At 61.5% G+C, this 16,676-nt stretch carries 16 protein-coding genes and 1 tRNA gene; 10 read left to right on the top strand and 7 right to left on the bottom strand.

Annotation, left to right across the window (positions count from 1 at the left end; translation table 11 throughout):
- From RBB42_RS24320 to RBB42_RS24290, 7 genes are all read left to right on the top strand, one after another.
- A partial coding sequence (locus RBB42_RS24320; protein WP_305972607.1) for a hypothetical protein occupies positions 1 to 313 on the top strand: 313 nt, incomplete at its 5' end.
- 54 nt (positions 314 to 367) lie between these two features.
- Positions 368 to 913, top strand: coding sequence for a terminase small subunit (locus RBB42_RS24315; protein WP_305972608.1), 546 nt, complete (start codon positions 368 to 370; stop codon positions 911 to 913).
- 107 nt (positions 914 to 1,020) lie between these two features.
- Complete coding sequence (locus tag RBB42_RS24310; RefSeq protein WP_306043849.1) at positions 1,021 to 2,559, top strand: type I restriction-modification system subunit M; 1,539 nt, start codon at positions 1,021 to 1,023, stop codon at positions 2,557 to 2,559.
- Complete coding sequence (locus RBB42_RS24305) at positions 2,556 to 3,755, top strand: restriction endonuclease subunit S (RefSeq protein WP_305972610.1); 1,200 nt, start codon at positions 2,556 to 2,558, stop codon at positions 3,753 to 3,755. The genes RBB42_RS24310 and RBB42_RS24305 overlap by 4 nt, the downstream gene beginning before the upstream one ends.
- Positions 3,755 to 5,239 carry a restriction endonuclease subunit S gene (locus tag RBB42_RS24300; protein WP_305972611.1) on the top strand — a complete coding sequence of 495 codons (1,485 nt, stop codon included), beginning with the start codon at positions 3,755 to 3,757 and terminating at the stop codon, positions 5,237 to 5,239. Before RBB42_RS24305 ends, RBB42_RS24300 begins: the two co-directional genes overlap by 1 nt.
- Positions 5,240 to 5,348: 109 nt before the next feature.
- The gene (locus RBB42_RS24295; protein WP_305972612.1) at positions 5,349 to 8,744 is read left to right on the top strand and encodes a DEAD/DEAH box helicase family protein; all 3,396 of its coding nucleotides are present in this window, start codon (positions 5,349 to 5,351) and stop codon (positions 8,742 to 8,744) included.
- 32 nt (positions 8,745 to 8,776) lie between these two features.
- On the top strand, positions 8,777 to 9,691 hold the full coding sequence (locus RBB42_RS24290; protein ID WP_306043469.1) for a M48 family metalloprotease: 915 nt from the start codon (positions 8,777 to 8,779) through the stop codon (positions 9,689 to 9,691).
- Between the two features lie 330 nt (positions 9,692 to 10,021).
- Here the strand turns inward: RBB42_RS24290 and RBB42_RS24285 are convergent, their stop codons facing one another.
- From RBB42_RS24285 to RBB42_RS24270, 4 genes are read right to left on the bottom strand one after another with little or no spacing between them, the layout of a single operon-like run.
- Positions 10,022 to 11,209, bottom strand: coding sequence for an aromatic amino acid transaminase (locus RBB42_RS24285; protein WP_305969609.1), 1,188 nt, complete (start codon positions 11,207 to 11,209; stop codon positions 10,022 to 10,024).
- Between the two features lie 6 nt (positions 11,210 to 11,215).
- Positions 11,216 to 11,542, bottom strand: coding sequence for a hypothetical protein (locus RBB42_RS24280; protein ID WP_305969608.1), 327 nt, complete (start codon positions 11,540 to 11,542; stop codon positions 11,216 to 11,218).
- Between the two features lie 3 nt (positions 11,543 to 11,545).
- Positions 11,546 to 12,346, bottom strand: a complete 801-nt coding sequence (proC, locus tag RBB42_RS24275; RefSeq protein WP_305969607.1) for a pyrroline-5-carboxylate reductase — start codon at positions 12,344 to 12,346, stop codon at positions 11,546 to 11,548.
- A gap of 1 nt (position 12,347) precedes the next feature.
- Entirely contained in the window at positions 12,348 to 13,385 is a 1,038-nt protein-coding gene (locus RBB42_RS24270; RefSeq protein WP_305969606.1) for a zinc-dependent alcohol dehydrogenase family protein, read from the bottom strand.
- A gap of 141 nt (positions 13,386 to 13,526) precedes the next feature.
- On the opposite strand from RBB42_RS24270, the gene RBB42_RS24265 reads away from it, so the two are divergent.
- On the top strand, positions 13,527 to 14,006 hold the full coding sequence (locus RBB42_RS24265) for an Lrp/AsnC family transcriptional regulator (RefSeq protein ID WP_305969605.1): 480 nt from the start codon (positions 13,527 to 13,529) through the stop codon (positions 14,004 to 14,006).
- 176 nt (positions 14,007 to 14,182) lie between these two features.
- Here RBB42_RS24265 and RBB42_RS24260 read toward each other — a convergent pair whose 3' ends face one another.
- From RBB42_RS24260 to RBB42_RS24250, 3 genes are all read right to left on the bottom strand, one after another.
- Positions 14,183 to 14,491: a hypothetical protein gene (locus tag RBB42_RS24260; protein WP_305972254.1), complete on the bottom strand. Its 309-nt coding sequence runs from the start codon at positions 14,489 to 14,491 to the stop codon at positions 14,183 to 14,185.
- A 75-nt stretch (positions 14,492 to 14,566) separates the two neighbouring features.
- On the bottom strand, positions 14,567 to 14,758 hold the full coding sequence (locus RBB42_RS24255; RefSeq protein ID WP_305972253.1) for a Rha family transcriptional regulator: 192 nt from the start codon (positions 14,756 to 14,758) through the stop codon (positions 14,567 to 14,569).
- 142 nt (positions 14,759 to 14,900) lie between these two features.
- Positions 14,901 to 14,976 (bottom strand) — tRNA-Thr (locus tag RBB42_RS24250).
- Between the two features lie 189 nt (positions 14,977 to 15,165).
- Here RBB42_RS24250 and RBB42_RS24245 point away from each other — a divergent pair.
- Entirely contained in the window at positions 15,166 to 16,047 is an 882-nt protein-coding gene (locus tag RBB42_RS24245; protein ID WP_305972252.1) for a hypothetical protein, read from the top strand.
- A gap of 116 nt (positions 16,048 to 16,163) precedes the next feature.
- Positions 16,164 to 16,589, top strand: a complete 426-nt coding sequence (locus tag RBB42_RS24240) for a c-type cytochrome (protein ID WP_305972251.1) — start codon at positions 16,164 to 16,166, stop codon at positions 16,587 to 16,589.
- Positions 16,590 to 16,676: the final 87 nt, after the last annotated feature.

The raw sequence follows: 16,676 nt of genomic DNA, 5'->3' as shown, positions 1-16,676 counted from the left end.
TCCACATCAGTGTAAGGGGGTCATTTTTGGACGCCGATCACCCCTCTACGGGGTCAAAATTGCACGCCGGTTCACACCTACGGGCTACGACATCGCCGACAGCGCAGCATTCTTCAACAAACCGAGCCTCGGATTCACAGTCCATCAAGAAGCCAACGAGGACGGCGAGGAGTTCGTTCGCATCACAACCTGGAAAGTGCGCGATTCCGAGCTTTATGGCTTCGAGAAAGGCGAAATTCGATTGTGTTTTTACCCCGAACGCATGGGCTATGAACAATTCAAGAGCGCAGCACGATACCGATCTTCAAAATGAAGAAGAGTTGGCGAGATTGATACCGAATTCGTCACACAAGACCAAGGAGCTTTGATGCCCCCCCTCAAGAACACGCGCCACGAAGCCTTTGCCCAAGCCCGGGTCGCCGGCATGACGATCGACGCGGCCTATGTCGAAGCGGGTTACAAGGCGAACCGCTCCAACGCCGCCCGGATGAACGCAAATGAACACATCCGGCAGCGTATTCGCGAGTTGCAGGACGCTGCGGCCGAACAGGCTGAATTGACGGCGGCACAGGTGCTCGAAGAAATCGGACAGATCGCCTTCAGCGACGTTCGCGAGCTCTTCGATAAGGACGGCCGTCTCCTTCTCGTGGACGCCATGCCCGAAAAGACCGCCAAGGCAATACAGTCGATCAAGGTCTCCTCAAAAGCCGCCCCCGGCTCCGACGCAGGCGAAATGGTGTTCACGACCGAGATCAAGTTCTGGGACAAGAACGCCGCCCTGGATCACCTGTTCCGCCATTTCGCCCTTCACGAACCGGCTCAGCAGAGCGACCCGGTGGCGGCATTGCTCAATGCGCTGATGAAATCCGCCCGTCCATTGCCCGTGGCCACCGATAGCGATCCGGGCCCATAACAATGTCACCACAATCGGCGTAAAACCGGCAGAAATTCCGCGCCGCCATCACGTTGCCCCCACCAGCGCCACATGTATAGTCGCCACAAAAACCACGAGGGGCGCACATGCTGACAGGCAACATCCGCAACCAGGTTGACCAGATCTGGAATGCCTTCTGGTCCGGCGGGGTTTCCAACCCGCTTTCCGTGATCGAACAGCTCACCTTCCTCATGTTCATCAAGCGGCTCGACGACCTGCACACCGTCGAGGAACGCAAGGCCGAAGACCTCGGCCGCCCCATCGCGCGCCGTATCTTTCCGGAAGGCACGGACGACAAGGGCGAGCCCTACGACAACCTCCGCTGGTCGCGCTTCAAGCACTTCGAGGCCCGCGAGATGATGCGCATCGTCGATGAGCACGTTTTTCCCTTCCTGCGCCAGATGGGCGAAGAGGGCTCGTCCTACGGCACCCATATGAAGGATGCCCGCCTCGGCTTTTCCAACGCCAACCTGCTCGCCAAGGTCGTGCAGATGCTCGACGACATCCCCATGGACGACCGCGACACCAAGGGCGACGTCTACGAATACATGCTGGGCAAGATCGCCAGCGCGGGCACCAACGGCCAGTTCCGCACGCCCCGCCACATCATCGAGCTCATGGTCAACATCATGAAGCCCCAGCCCGGTGACACCATCTGCGACCCGGCGGCGGGCACCTGCGGCTTTCTCGTCTCGGCGGGGGAATACCTGCGCGACCACCACCCCCAGATGCTGCGCAACAAGGAGCAACGTGACCACTTCCACAGCGGCATGTTCCACGGCTTCGACTTCGACGCCACCATGCTGCGGATCGGCGCGATGAACATGACCCTGCACGGGGTCGAGAACCCGGATGTGTCCTACCGCGACAGCCTGGCCGAGGAACATGGGTCGGATGCGGGCGCCTATTCCCTGATCCTGGCCAACCCGCCCTTTGCCGGGTCGCTGGACTATGACACCACGGCCAAGGACCTGCTGAAGATCGTCAAGACCAAGAAGACTGAACTGCTCTTCATGGCTCTCTTCCTGCGGCTCTTGCGGACCGGCGGGCGGGCGGCGGTAGTCGTACCGGACGGGGTGCTGTTCGGCTCGTCGAAGGCGCACAAGGACATCCGCCGCATGCTGGTCGAGGAACACAAGCTCGACGCCATCATCAAACTGCCCTCGGGCGTCTTTCGTCCCTATGCCGGTGTGTCCTGCGCCATCGTCGTCTTCACCAAGACCGGTGTCGGCGGGACGGAGGGCGTCTGGTTCTACGACATGACGGCGGACGGCTTCAGCCTCGACGACAAGCGCACGCCGCTGCTGGACGCCGAGAAGCTGGGGGCCACGCCCGCGGACGCGCTGAGTGAGGACGAGCACGCCAAGAACAACCTGCCCGACATCCTCGCCCGTTGGGGCCACTGGGAGGCAGAAGCAGAGCGGCCCCGCACCGCGCAGAGCTTCGTCGTGCCAGCGGAGGACATCATCGCCACCGGATCGTGGGACCTGTCGCTGAACAGGTACAAGGAGATCGAGCACGAAGAGGTCGACCACGCCGCCCCCGCCGAGATCATCGCCGAACTGCGCGCACTGGAGGCCGAGATCGCCGAGGGGCTGGATCGGCTTGAGGGGATGCTGGGATGAGCTGGCCGACAGCTCCTCTTGGGGAACTCACAACGAAGATCGGAAGCGGTGCCACTCCAAGGGGCGGCAGCAAGGCTTACAAGCCTGAGGGGACGCCGATCATCCGGAGCATGAACGTGCATGATGGGCGCTTTGAAGCGAACGGCTTGGCGTTCATCGACGAAGCTCAGGCGGCTGCCTTGAACAATGTTGTCCTCAAACCCGGCGACGTACTGCTGAACATTACAGGGGCGTCCGTAGCGAGGTGTTGCCGTTTGCCCGATGGAATGGCGGGAGGCCGAGTCAATCAGCATGTGGCTATCGTCCGACCGGATACGGAACTCTTAGCGGGTGACTATCTTCAGCATTTGTTGGTCGCGCCTGATACGAAGGCAAAGCTGTTAGGGATCGCGGGTGGTGGAGCCACACGAGAAGCGATCACCAAATCGGCCATCGAGAGCTTCGAAATCCCCCTCCCGCCGCTGGAGGAGCAGAAGCGGATTGCGGGGATACTGGATCAGGCCGCAGAGCTCTGCCGCCTCCGCACCCGCGCCCTCGACAAGCTGGGCACCCTCGGCCAGGCGATCTTTCATGAGATGTTTGTCGGCGATACTTCTGACAGTTGGCCGCGCGTACAAGTCGAACATTTCGCTGAAAACATGCGCACCGGCCCCTTCGGCAGCCAGTTGCTTCATTCCGAATTCGTGGACCACGGCATTCCGGTGTTAGGGATCGACAATGCGGTCTCAAATGAGTTTCGCTGGGCCAAGGAACGCTTCATTACCGTCGAAAAATATGAACAGCTCAAACGGTTTACCGTGCTGCCCGGCGACGTTCTAATTACCATTATGGGAACCTGTGGCCGCTGCGCTGTTGTGCCTGAGGACATCCCCACGGCGATCAACACTAAACACCTTTGCTGTATCACCGTGGACCGCGCACAGGTTCTACCAGAGTTCTTGCAGGCGGCTTTTCTTCACCACCCGGAAGTTCTTCGGCAGCTAGGCATCGAAGCAAAGGGCGCGGTTATGCCCGGCATGAACATGGGCATCATCAAAGCTCTCAAATTACCCCTCCCTCCGCTATCGCTGCAGGGCGACTTTGGCGAGCGCTTGAAGGAGATCACCGTTTCTCAGGCGAAGGCACGGACTGCCCAAAAAAGCACCGAATCCCTCTTCGCCGCCCTCCAACACCGCGCCTTCCGCGGTGAGCTGTGATGGCTGTGAGCGTCGAGCATCTCAGGTCAGCACTTGAACTGAGGAAGAGCTTTGCCATCGGTACGGATAGGGGTACGCAGGAGCAGGCGGACTACCTCGACGCCGCCCTTTCAACCAACCCAGAGCGGCCGATTGTTATCATGCCTGCCAGCTTCTGGCAGGGCACATCAAAGGCCCGTACATCGATCCGCGACCGCGTCCTTACTGACTACTTCATCACACATGTGGCTGCAGTCGGCGCGATCTGGAAACCCGTGGCCTTCGTTCAGTTTCAGCTCGTTGGTTTGTCCAAGAAACCTCTGCCAGAGGTCCACTTCGCTGAGTTCGACGCCCCAGCCAATTTCCCGAACGGTAAAGGCATAGACACTGGCGATTTCTCGCTCCTCGATTTGGAACTGACATCGAGCTTCGATCTTCTTCAGGGGTGGTTGAACGACGAGGTGAAACGTGGCTTCAGCCTTCCGCGTGAAGAGGTGGATCTCACGCGTCTGTCAATCAAGTTTCATGACCCTGAGTTTCGCGCCAAGGTGGCCGAGGTCGAAGAGCAGGAGTCCGCGCCCCTCGACCAGCTTGCCGAGATCATCATGCCTCGCCAAACGCGAGAGACGGGGGTCGTCCTTCGTCCACACGACATCCTGAAGGGCACAAAGGGGCGTGAAGGCGGGAAGGCAACCAATACGGTCGTTCAGCCAAAGGACATTCTGGTGGCCCGTGGGGGCTCTTTCCAAGCGGCTCTCGTCGACGAGGTCGAGAAGGGCGTGACAGCCTCACCCCACTGCTATGTCGTGCGCTGTCATGACCCGCGGATCTCCACCGAGTACTTGGCGCTGTACCTGAACACCGAGTTCGCCTGGGACTTTGCCGAAGCGCTGGGTAACGGCGGCGTTCTCAAAGTTTTGTCGCGCAAGGACTTCGGCTCGATGCCGATCCTGCTGCCGGAGCCTGAGGTCCTCAGCCGTGCCGGGGCTGTCTACCGTCACACCCTCGACAAAAGACAAGATGCCGACCGCCTAGCGAAGATGGCGAAAGATCGCCTAACCCTCGAAGAGATTGCCACTTCTCCGTTGCAGGCGCGTTTCCTTGCCAGCGTTGCAGACATGATCTCCAGGGAAAAAGCCAAATACCTCAAGGAAATTATCGACGAAGACATCAAAGAAATCACTTCCTGTCGTGCGGCCGGTGCGCTCAAGGCATGTATGGTGCTTGCCGGATCCGTCCTAGAAGCGATCCTTTTGGAGTGGGTCGCCGAACTGGACGGCAAAGAGGTGAACAAGTTGAGGTCCGCCAAGTTGGCAGATCTCATTGATGACCTCCACACTCGCGGCTACCTCGTCGAGCCAACAAACAACCATGCCCATGCAATCCGAGGCCACCGAAACATTGTTCACCCCACGAGAATGCTGAAGAATGAAAAGCTGACTGAACCCGTCGTTGATGAGGCGCTCGATATGTTGAAAGGCATCATCCGGCTTCGGTTTACATGAATATCCACGGATCGCCTGCAAATCCGTGGCTCCGGCGGCCAGGTCTTGTTAAGGTTGCACCACTTGCAGTTGGTGGTCTAGCGTGATCTCTGAGCAAGGCAATTTTCAGATGACGCAATTTTCATTCCTCGCCGCCGACTTCCCCGACCTGCACAAACACGCGTGCAAGGCGGAAACGCATGCGCTGTCCGATCCGCGCGGCGCCTGTTTCTGGGCGCGGCTGACGCTGGAGACGGCGCTCAAGTGGCTCTACAGCCGGGAAAAGGCGCTGCGCCCGGTCTACAGCGACACGCTGGCCGCGATGATCGCCGAGCCCAGCCTTGAGGCCCTGACCGGCCCCGCCATCGTCACCAAGGCGCGCTACATCAAGGACCAGGGCAACCGCGCCGCGCATGACTCGGGCAAACCGCTGAGCGCGCATGACGCCGGCGCCTGCGTGCGCGAGCTGTTCCATGTCTGCTACTGGATCGCCCGGACTTATGCGCGCACGGCCCGCCCTGATCCGGCGCTGCGTTTCGACATGGGCAAGCTGGAAAAATCCCTGACCATCACCGCCAGCACCGTCGCGCAGATCCAGAAGGTCGAGGCGGAGATCAAGGCCGAACGCAAGCGCGCCGCCGAGGCCGAAGAGGCCCTGCGCGCCTCCGAGGAAGGCCGTGCCCAGCTGGACGCGGAACTGACCCGTGTCCGGGCCGAGATCACCGCCTTGCGGCAGGCAAACAGCGCGGTCCCAGACGATCACGATTACAACGAGGCCGAGACTCGTGACAGTTTCATCGACCTTCTGCTGGGTGAAGCGGGCTGGCCGCTGGACCAGGAGCGTGACCGCGAGTTTCCGGTTCAGGGGATGCCCAACCAGACCGGTGAGGGGTTCGTCGACTACGTCCTTTGGGGCGATGACGGCAAACCGCTGGCAGTGGTCGAAGCCAAGCGCACGAAAAAGGACAGCCGTAGCGGCCAGCAACAGGCCAAGCTCTACGCCGATTGCCTTGAGGCCATGTACGGGCGCCGCCCTGTGATCTTCACCACCAACGGGTACGAGCACTGGATCTGGGACGATCTTGCCTATCCCCCGCGCGAGATTTCCGGGTTCCTGAAGAAGGACGAATTGCAGCTGTTGCACCAGCGACGGGCCAACGTGCGCCCGCTGTCGACAGTCGAGGTGGATCCCGAGATCGCGGGACGTCACTACCAGCAACGCGCGATCCGCCGGGTGGGCGAGGCCATCGAGCGGCACGCGCAACGCAAGGCCCTGCTGGTCATGGCGACGGGCAGTGGCAAAACACGTACCGTGATCGCGCTGATCGACCAGCTGATGCGCGCGAACCGGGTGAAACGGGTTCTGTTCCTCGCCGACCGTATCGCCCTGGTGAAACAGGCGCACGGGGCCTTCAAGGCGCATCTGTCCTCGACGCCCTGCGCCAACCTGCTGGAAAGGCACGACCCGAAGAAGAACGACCATTCCGGCGCAAGGGTCTGCCTGTCGACCTATCCCACCATGATGGGGCTGATCGAGGAGTCGAAGGGCGGGGAAAAGCGCTATGGCCCCGGGCATTTCGACCTGATCGTGATCGACGAGGCACACCGCTCAGTCTATCGCAAGTATCGCGCCATCTTCGAGTATTTCGACAGCCTGCTTGTCGGGCTGACCGCCACGCCGCGCGACGAGATCGACAAGGACACCTATTCGCTCTTCGGTCTGGAAAAGGGCGTGCCGACCGATGCCTACGACCTCGATGATGCCGTTGCGGATGGCTACCTCGTGCCGCCAACGACGATCTCCGTACCGTTGAAGTTCCAGCGCGAGGGGATCGAATACAACCAGCTGACCGACGAGGAAAAGGAAGCCTGGGACGCCATCGAATGGGATGAGGAAGGCACCGAGCGCGACCGTGTCGAAAGCTCGGATCTCAACAAGTGGCTGTTCAACGAGGATACCGTCGACAAGGTACTCGAACACCTGATGCGCAACGGGATCAAGGTTGCCGGTGGCGACCGGCTGGGCAAGACGATCATCTTTGCCAAGAACAGCAAACACGCGCAGTTCATCGTCGACCGCTTCAACGTCAACTACCCGCATCACAAAGGGCAATTCGCCAAGCTGATAGACTACAGCGTCTCCTACGCGCAGTCCCTGATCGACGACTTTTCAGAGGCTGAGAAGGCCCCGCATATCGCGGTCTCGGTGGACATGCTGGATACCGGGATCGACGTGCCCGAGGTGGTGAACCTCGTTTTCTTCAAGATCGTGCGGTCGAAGACGAAGTTCTGGCAGATGGTCGGCCGCGGCACGCGCCTCTGCCCCGATCTCTTCGGCCCCGGTGAGGACAAGCAGCAATTCGTCATCTTCGACTTCTGCCAGAACCTGGAGTTCTTCCAGGAGAACCCGAACGTCACGGACGGGCCCGGCGCGAAGCCTCTGAGTGAACGGCTCTTCGTCAGCCGGGTCGAGCTGGTCGATGCACTGGTTGAGGACGAAGGGCCCCACGAGGATCTGATCGGGGATACCAAGACGCGCTTGCACGACGAAGTGCTCGGCATGCCCATCGACAATTTCATCGTCCGCGCCAAGCGGCGCAGCGTGGAACGGTTTCGGGACAAGGCCAACTGGTGCACGCTTGACCTCGATGCCCGCCTTGCCCTGATCGAGGACGTGGCGGGCCTCCCCACCGCCTTCGACGATGGCAAATTGCCCGCCAAGCAATTCGATCTCCTGATTCTAAGCGCACAGCTGGAACTCCTGAAACAGGAGGGTGGGTTCGCACGCCTGCAACAACGGATCATCCGCTTTGCATCGGCCCTGGAAGAGCTCGCCAACGTACCGCTGGTCGCCAAAGAGGTGGAGCTCATTCTCGATATCCAGACAGAGGGGTTCTGGGAGGACATCACCCCCGAGATGCTGGAAACCGTCCGGCGCCGCCTGAAGCATCTGGCCGAGCTAATCCAGCCGACCGAGCGCAAGATCGTCATCACCGACTTCGAGGACGAGATCGGCGAAGGCACTGCGATGACGATGCCCGAGGTGGGCAGCGGTGTCGACAAGGCGCAGTTCAAGATGAAGGTCCGGCGGTTCATCGAACAGCACAGCGATCACATCACCCTGATCAAGGTCCGCCGCGGGGAAGCCCTGACACGCCAAGATCTCGACGAATTGGAACGTATCCTGGTCGAACAGGAGATCGCGGATGACACGGTGATTGCCGGTCTGGCTGACGATGGCGGCCTGGGGCGTTTCCTGCGCTCCCTGACGGGGCTGGACCGCGTCGCCGCCAAGGACGCGTTCAGTGCCTTTGTCTCCCAGCACCAGTTGAACGCGGACCAGGCCGAGTTTCTCGACATGGTCGTGGACAGCCTGACCGAAAGCGGATTTATCGACCCCGCCACCTTCTACGAAAGCCCGTTTACGGATTTCGATGACATGGGGATTGCCGGGGTTTTCGACAGAGACCAGGCGCGGGAGGTCATCCAGATCGTCCAGACCCTGAACGATGCCGTGGCGGCATAGAATCGGCACGCAGCATTGGAACGAGGCACCGGGTGACGAAAACGGTGCCATGGATGCAATGTAAAAAGGAGAACGAATTGGCGTTTCAAAGTAATTGTCGTGGGCGCATGATAAGGGCCCTGGTTCTGATTTTTGGAGGGCTATCTCTTTCGGCATGTGGAACCACCTACAAGGTGCCTGACATTTCGCCTGATGCGGAAAGCGTCGCCAAGGCAATGTTTGCAGAAGAAGCCGACACTGGTTTGAGCGACGGCCATGCTGTCGATCCCCGTGCTGCAGCACGTCGCTACGAAAGGGTGATTTCGCGCGTCGAGCCGGTGGCTGAACGTTTTTGCCAGGAACAGATGGCCGAAATCCGCCCGGACTATAACTGTGATGTGAAGATTACTGTCGATACCGAGATGCCCGTCCGGAACGCCTACCAAACGAAGGCGCCTGACGGCACCCCGATCATTGCCTTTACGATCCCCATGCTGTTGGATGCCCGCAACGACGATGAGATTGCCTTTGTTCTGGGTCATGAATACGGCCATCACATCGCGACCCACCTCGAAAAGGCTGAAAAACAGGCCGTGGCCGGCGCCGTGGTGATGGGGACTCTCATGGCGGCAAGCCAAGCCTACGCAACGTCCAACAACCCTTACCGCTACACCGGCAACGATTCCCGGGATATCGAAAATGCGATGACGGTTGGTTATGCCATTGGAGATCGCGCGTTCTCGCAATCCTATGAGTTGGAGTCCGATGTCATCGCCACGCATTTGACCCGTGCTGCCGGCTATGATCCGGTCATGGGGGCACGATATTTCGCGCGGCCGGAAGACGCAAAAACCGAAACCGGCAAGTTGTCCTTCTGGGGGACCCATCCCCCGAGTGAAAAGCGCCTCGCGCTTGTCATACAAACCGCTGCCGACATCGAGGCGCAGCGCGGGCTGCAAAAAAGGTGACCCAAGCAAGCACAGTGCCACTGAGGTGCTGTGCTCTTCGGACCGCAACGAGGCCATCGCGCCCCCCAGTAGGCGGGCCCAACAAAGCGTATGCCAATGTCGCCGTCGGGCGGGGAGCGGTCGTTCGCTGCGCTACGTGCGAACGACCAGAATGCACAGGAAACGGACTTGCTCTGTCAAACTGGAAGAGCACACCGCAAGCCCAACCGGCCCCCTCCAGACATCGAATGACTGGGGCTTTCTGCACCGCAGCTTCGCAGAAGGCGGCATGTTCGTCGCCCGATCACCAGTCACGAGGCAGCAGAAAGAGCATAGCGGGTTCGCGCATTTTCAGATGGACGGTGACAGAAGCCCGCATACCGCTTTGACCAGCCAGCCGACGTCGTCGTTGCCAAGGCGGGCGACGTTGATCCGGCCGCCCTGGACCACGTGGATGCCATGGTCGCGGGTCAGGGCCGTTTCCTGTGCGTCGTCCAGCGGCAGCAGCGAGAACATGCCTGACTGCCCTGCGAGGTAGACCAAGCGGTCGGTGCCGAAGAGCTCGCGTTCTATGACTACGATTTTCTTTCGCATCCGAACAACGCGCTGGCGCATCTGGTCGAGCTCGCGCAGCCAGAGGGCCGTCAGCTCCGGGTCCCGCAGGATGGTGCGCACCACCGACGGGCCGTGGTCCGGGGCGTGCGAGGCACCGGAGCGCACGATGGCGGTGATGGCACGGGTGAGGCGCGCGTGGTCCTGCGCTCGGGTTTTCACGAACAGCGCTCCTGCGCGGTCGCGGTAGATGCCAAAGGATTTGGACAGAGTGATGCAGATGACGCATTCCGGGAAACGCGCGGCGATGCGGCGGGACACGGCGCAATCGGCCTCGAACCCTTCGGCAAAGCCGAGGTAGGCGAGGTCGATCCAAGGTATGATGCCACGCGACTCCAGCAGATCCAGCAGCGCTGTGATCTGGTCCTCGGACATATCCGCGCCGGTGGGGTTGTGGCACACCCCCTGCATCAAAAAGACATCGCCGGGGCGGGCGGCCTGCAACCCGTCCAGCATCTGGTCAAACGTCAGTTCCGCGCGCAGCCGGTCGTAGTAGGGCAGCGCCTGATAGCGCGCCCCGGCGGCGGTCAGGATCGGGACGTAGTTGCCGTAAGTGGGCGATTGCAGCCAGACGGTGGGGCGCTCTGGCATCTGCGCCAGCAAATCCGCCATCACCCGCAACGCCACCGCGCCGCCGGAGGTCTGTGCTGCGACCCAGCCCGCATCAAACGCCTCGCCCAGCACCGCCTGACCCAGTGTGTCGCAGTAGTCCTTGTCCCCGGTCAGGGCGAGGTAGGACTTGCTGTCCTGCGTATCGGCCAGCCGCTGTTCGGCGCGCTTCACCGCCTCCAGCACCGGGGTGCGGCCGTGGGCGTCCTGGTAGATACCCACGGTCAGGTTCAGCTTGTCACGGCGCGGGTCCTGCGCAAAGAGATCGGCGCCGATCATGATCGGGTCGATGGGGTAGTCTTCGACTTGTTCAAACATCCTGCATCATTCCCCCTTCAAGATCCCGGTTGTGACCAGCGTCTCGAAATATTCGACCTTCAAGTCAAAGGATTTCAGTAGCTTCTGGGTGCTCGGCTTGACCACGGCGTCATCGAACGCCCCCTGTTCAAAATGCCCCGCAGAGCCAAGGTCTGACCAAAGGCTGGTCACGACCAACTCGCAATCGGTCCCGTTCACCTTTACCGCAAGAGACGCGCCGAGATGACCGGGCAATGCAGCCATCTCCTTGAATGTCGTGCGGTCCAGATGGTCCGCATAGTGCTGAAGCACCTCTTGAGAGCCCGCAACGGCACGCCACCATCGAATGATCATGTTCTATTCCTTGCCCAGTTCGACCGCGCGGTCGCGGCAGGCGGTCATTGCTTTTGCGATCACATCACCAAAGCCGTTGGCCTGCATCGAGGTGATCGCCGCATGGGTCGTGCCCCCGGGCGAGGTCACGCGGCGGCGCAGTTCCTCTGGCTCGGCGTCGCCTGCCGCCGCCATGGTGGCAGCGCCAAGCGCCGTTTGCACTGCCAGCGATGCGGCATCATCGGGGGGCAGGCCTAAGGTGACGCCGCTGCGGGTCATCTCTTCGATCAGCAGGTAGACATAGGCCGGGCCGCTGCCGGAGACGGCGGTGACCGCATCCAGCAGGTCTTCGCGCGCAAGGTCGATGCAGAGACCGAAGGCCTCGACGATGTCGCGCGCGCGGGCTCGTTGCGCGTCATCCACATGGGCGTTCGCAAAGAGCCCCGTCGCGCCCAGCCCCAGCATCGCCGGGGTGTTGGGCATGGTGCGGACGATAGCGCGGAGGCCAAAGAGCGCCTCCAGCCGGGCCACTGGCACCCCCGCCGCAATGCTGATCAGAAGCTTGCCGTCCAGCGTGCCGGAAAGCTGCCCGGCCACCTGCGCGATGACCTGCGGCTTAACCGCAAGGACGACGGTGTCGGCCCCCGCACAGCCTGCGCGCGGGTCATTCGTGACCCGGACGCCGTGGCCGGTCTGCAAACGTTCGCGCTGCTCCGCACCCGGATCGACGACGGTGATCCGATCTGGGGCCATGCCCTTGGCGATCAGCCCGCCGAGGATCGCGGTGGCCATATTGCCGCCGCCAATGAATGCGATGCCTTCCATGTCAGAAACGCGTGATCACGGTGGCGCCGACGGACTGAAACTTGTCCAATTCCATCAGGGCTTTGGGGGCCTCGGCGAGGCTGATCTGCTGGCCCACCAGCCGCGACGGGTCAAGCCGCCCGCTGGCAACCATGTCCAGCATCGCGCCATAGCGGTGCGCCTGCATCCCGTGAGAGCCGAGCAGCTCGATCTCCTGCCCGACGATCTTCGGCATCGGGATCGCAGGGGCGGCGTGCTCGCCCAGCATCAAACCAACCTGCACGTGCTTGCCGCGCGGGCGCAGGCAGAGAATCGAGTTGGTCATAGTCACGGGATGCCCCAGCGCGTCGAGCGAGACATGCGCGCCGCCCTTGGTGATCTCCTCAATGGCGGCGGGGACGTCGGCCTCGCGCCCGTCGATCACCGCCACCGCGCCGAGCTCCTGTGCCATGGCGAGTTTCGCCGGGTCGAGATCAACGCCAATCACGTTTGCGCCCGCAGCCGCGGCGATCATCACCGCTGAGAGGCCGACGCCGCCGCAGCCATGCACCGCGACCCATTGGCCCGCGCTGACTTTACCCTGATCAATCACCGCCCGGAACGACGTGGCGAAGCGGCAGCCAAGGCTTGCGGCGGTGGCAAAGTCCATCGTCTCAGGCAGCGCCACGAGGTTCAGGTCAGCCTGATGGATCGGCACGTATTCCGCAAACGATCCCCAGTGGGTGAAACCCGGTTGTTCCTGATGCAGACAGACCTGCTGGTTGCCGGAATGGCATTCCGAGCAGCTGCCGCAGCCGCAGATGAAGGGCACGGTGACCTTGTCGCCGGGTTTCCAGTTCTTGACGTCGCGGCCCACCGCCTCGACCACGCCGGCCAGTTCGTGGCCCGGCACATGCGGCAGGTCGATGTCGCTGTCGTGGCCCATCCAGCCGTGCCAGTCGCTGCGGCAGACGCCGGTGGCGGCGACTTTCAACACCACGCCGTGGGGGTCGGGCGCAGGGTCGGCGACGGTAGTCACCTTGGGGGCTTCCTGGAACTTCTCGAAGAGGACGGCTTTCATGGCAGGGCCTTTCGGTTTGAGGCGGATTGGCGCCAGCTTAGCCCCACGGACGTGAAATACCTTTGCCAATCTTCCCTCCATCACGGATATTCAGGGCAGATTCCGCTAATCGCGGGCTATTTTGAGAGGGAAACCACCCCCATGCCAGAGATCGACGCCGTTAATGCCCAGCTTCTGACCCTGTTGCAGGAGGACGGTCGCACGACCAACGCCAAGCTCGCCGATCACCTCGGGATGAGCGAGACGCCCTGCTGGCGGCGGCTGAAGCGGCTTGAAGAAAGCGGCATCATCGAAGGCTACCAGGCCAACCTGAACCGCCGCAAGCTGGGCCTCGGCGTGATGGCCTTCGTGCAGCTGCGCTGCTCCGAGCATGACCAGCGTGCGACTGCCGAATTCCAACGCATTGTCGAGACCACGACGAACATCCTCGCCTGCCATAACACAACTGGGGCGGATGATTTCCTGCTGATCGTGGTGGCACGCGACCTCGACGACTACAGCGCCTTCGTCGACAGCACGCTGCGCCGGCTGCCCGGGGTAACCAGCATCCGCTCCAACCTGTCACTGAAGGAGATGAAGGCGTCGAGCAAGCTGCCGGTGACTTCAGCCAATGGAGGCTGAACCGAAGACTGTCGAGGTTACACTGCGTGCTCGTTCGGAGAAAATGGCACACCCGGCCCACCTCGCCGGAGTTTATTCAGAAGCTGCGAGGCGTATGAATGTCGTGAAAGGGCTGAGAGCGGTCTTTCGCTGTGCGAGGCGCGAAAGGCAGGTTCGGGCCGCTTTGTCACGTAGTTTCACAGCTTCTGAAGCGCCTGCCACGGATAGCATGAGCTATGGCCGAGCACCTGTCCAAAGCGATACGCCTTGCATCCATGACCTTGAGTCCGTCGCGTTTGATCGCCTCTGGCGGAATTGGTGAGCGTCATCGCACCATCGGCCGCAGAAAGCCTGTTCAGCGCGCCAACATCCTCCCGCATGGTCTCGATCTGCGCCGCCTGACGGCGCTTATCCTCTTCCTGATCTGCCCAGGCGCGGGCCATCACCACCGGGTCGCCGAAATCCGGAAGGGTGTGGCGCTTTTCGCCCTCTGCTTCGAGTTCCATCCATCAGTCGATGATCCGCTTGCGCAGCCTGACGTTGTAGCCTGCGACCAGCGTCAGGGTCAGATCCTTTGGGGGCTAGAAGCCAGGACGCCTAGTCCCATCCGCTCGTACATAACTGCCCCCAAATTTGGGGGCGGCTTCGCCAAGGTCCGCGAGCATCTTCTTGATGTCCCGCATCACATGGTCGTGGCGTTTCTCCAGCAACTCCGCGATCTCGCGGCTGCTCATGGTCAGCGGTGCAGGTTCATCTTTCAGGAACAGGATCATCTTGCGACCCTATTTTCGCCAAAGAATCGCACACTCAAAAACCAGAAGCGAAAACGGCAATCGACAAGGTGGGTGAAAAGGTGGATTTTTGGAACGCGCCCTCCACATAAATGCTATTTTTCAATAATTTACATGAAATTCATGGTGCCCCCACACGGACTCGAACCGCGGACCTACTGATTACAAATCAGTTGCTCTACCAGCTGAGCTATAGGGGCACCGGGCCGTGACCCCGTAGGGTGCGTCTCGGCGTGGGCGGTTCTTAGCCTGACTCGTCGCGCAAAGAAAGCCTCGATTTTCATCTCTTGCGGCGAAGATGCCACCCGGGCCCCGCTTCGCCCCGTGCACGGTTTTCCCCACCACGGGGCGCGCTATACTGCGCGGCGAGCCAACAACAAACAAAGCCCATGCAGGTCATCCTTCACACCGGCGTCCATTGCACCGATGACGACCGTCTTCTCAAGGGACTTCTGCGCAATGCAGAGGCCTGGCGCCACGAGGGCGTGGCCATCCCCGGGCCGTCGAAATACCGCGCCCTGCTGACCGAGGCGATGAACAAGCTGCGCGGCGGCATTCCCGAACCGGGCACCCGCGACCTCTTGCTGGATGCCATCCTGCAAGAGGATTCGGACCAGGTGTCGCGGCTCGTGCTTTCAAACGACAACTTCTTTTGCGTGCCCAAGCTGATGTTCCAGAACGGCTATATCTACCACCGGGCCGAGGACCGCCTGACCAGTTTCATGCGCGCCTTCGAAGGCGACGAGGTGCAGCTTTTCATGGGGTTGCGCGATCCTGCCAGCTTTCTGCCCGCCGCCTTTGCCGCCACTCCGCACGACACATTCGCCACCTTCATGGGTGGCGTGGACCCGATGCGGTTCCGCTGGTCCGACCTGATCCGGCGCATCAAGGGCGTGCTGCCGGACCTGCCGATCGTGCTGTGGTGCAACGAGGACACGCCCTTTCTCTGGGGGCAGATCATCCGCGAACTGGCCGGCATCGAGCTCAGCCGCAAGATCACCGGCGCCTTCGATCTTTATTCGCAGATCATCTCGCGCGAGGGGATGCAGCGGTTTCGCGCCTTCCTCAAGGAAAACCCCACGATCACGGAGTCGCAGAAGCGGCGCGTGATGATGGCCTTTCTCGACAAGTACGCGCTTCACGACGCGATGGAGGAAGAGCTGGATCTCGACGGATGGGACGGGCCCTATGTCGACATGCTGACGGAACTCTACGAGGACGATCTCGACGTGATCTCCGGGATGGAGGGGGTGCGCCTGCTCATGCCCTGAAACCACGGGGTTTCCCCTGTCCGCCATGATCGGGATTAATGTGCATCTCCGCCCCCCTGCCTACCGTTCCAGACATGGTCGGCCCTGACGGCCGACCATTCATTCGGGAGGAAGTCATGTTGAAATCCGCAAAGATTGTTTTTCCGGTGCTTATGGGTTTTCTTTCACTGCCGGTCGCGGCCCTGTCCCAGGAGATCGGGAAGGATGCGTTCCAGGCCAATTGCGCCGTCTGCCACGGCACGGATGGCAAGGGGGGCGGCCCGATCCTCGATTACCTCAAGTCCGCGCCGTCTGACCTGACGCGGATATCAGAGCGCAACGGCGGTCAGTTTCCCGCGCAACAGGTCTATGACCTCATCGCCGATGCCGGCCAGACGCGTGCGCATGGCACCAGCGAAATGCCGATCTGGGGCAACCGGTTCAATGCCGAGATCATCGCGCAGCAAGGTGAATACGGCGGCGGCCAGACCGACATGCCATCGGCCCAGGCCCGGATTCTCGAGCTGGTCTTCTTCCTGGCGACCATCCAGGAAAGCGGCTGACCGAGCGGCGGGGCCCGCCGGACGGGCTTTCCCGATGGCGGGCCAGAGCGCCCCTGAACGACGCGGCCACAGGGCCGCGCCCATGCC

This window comes from Mameliella sp. MMSF_3455 (assembly GCF_030733205.1).
In the GTDB taxonomy this organism is placed as follows: Bacteria; Pseudomonadota; Alphaproteobacteria; order Rhodobacterales; family Rhodobacteraceae; genus Antarctobacter.
The sequence above is the reverse complement of the archived record's forward strand: the minus strand, read 5'-3'. Positions and strand labels throughout refer to the sequence as shown.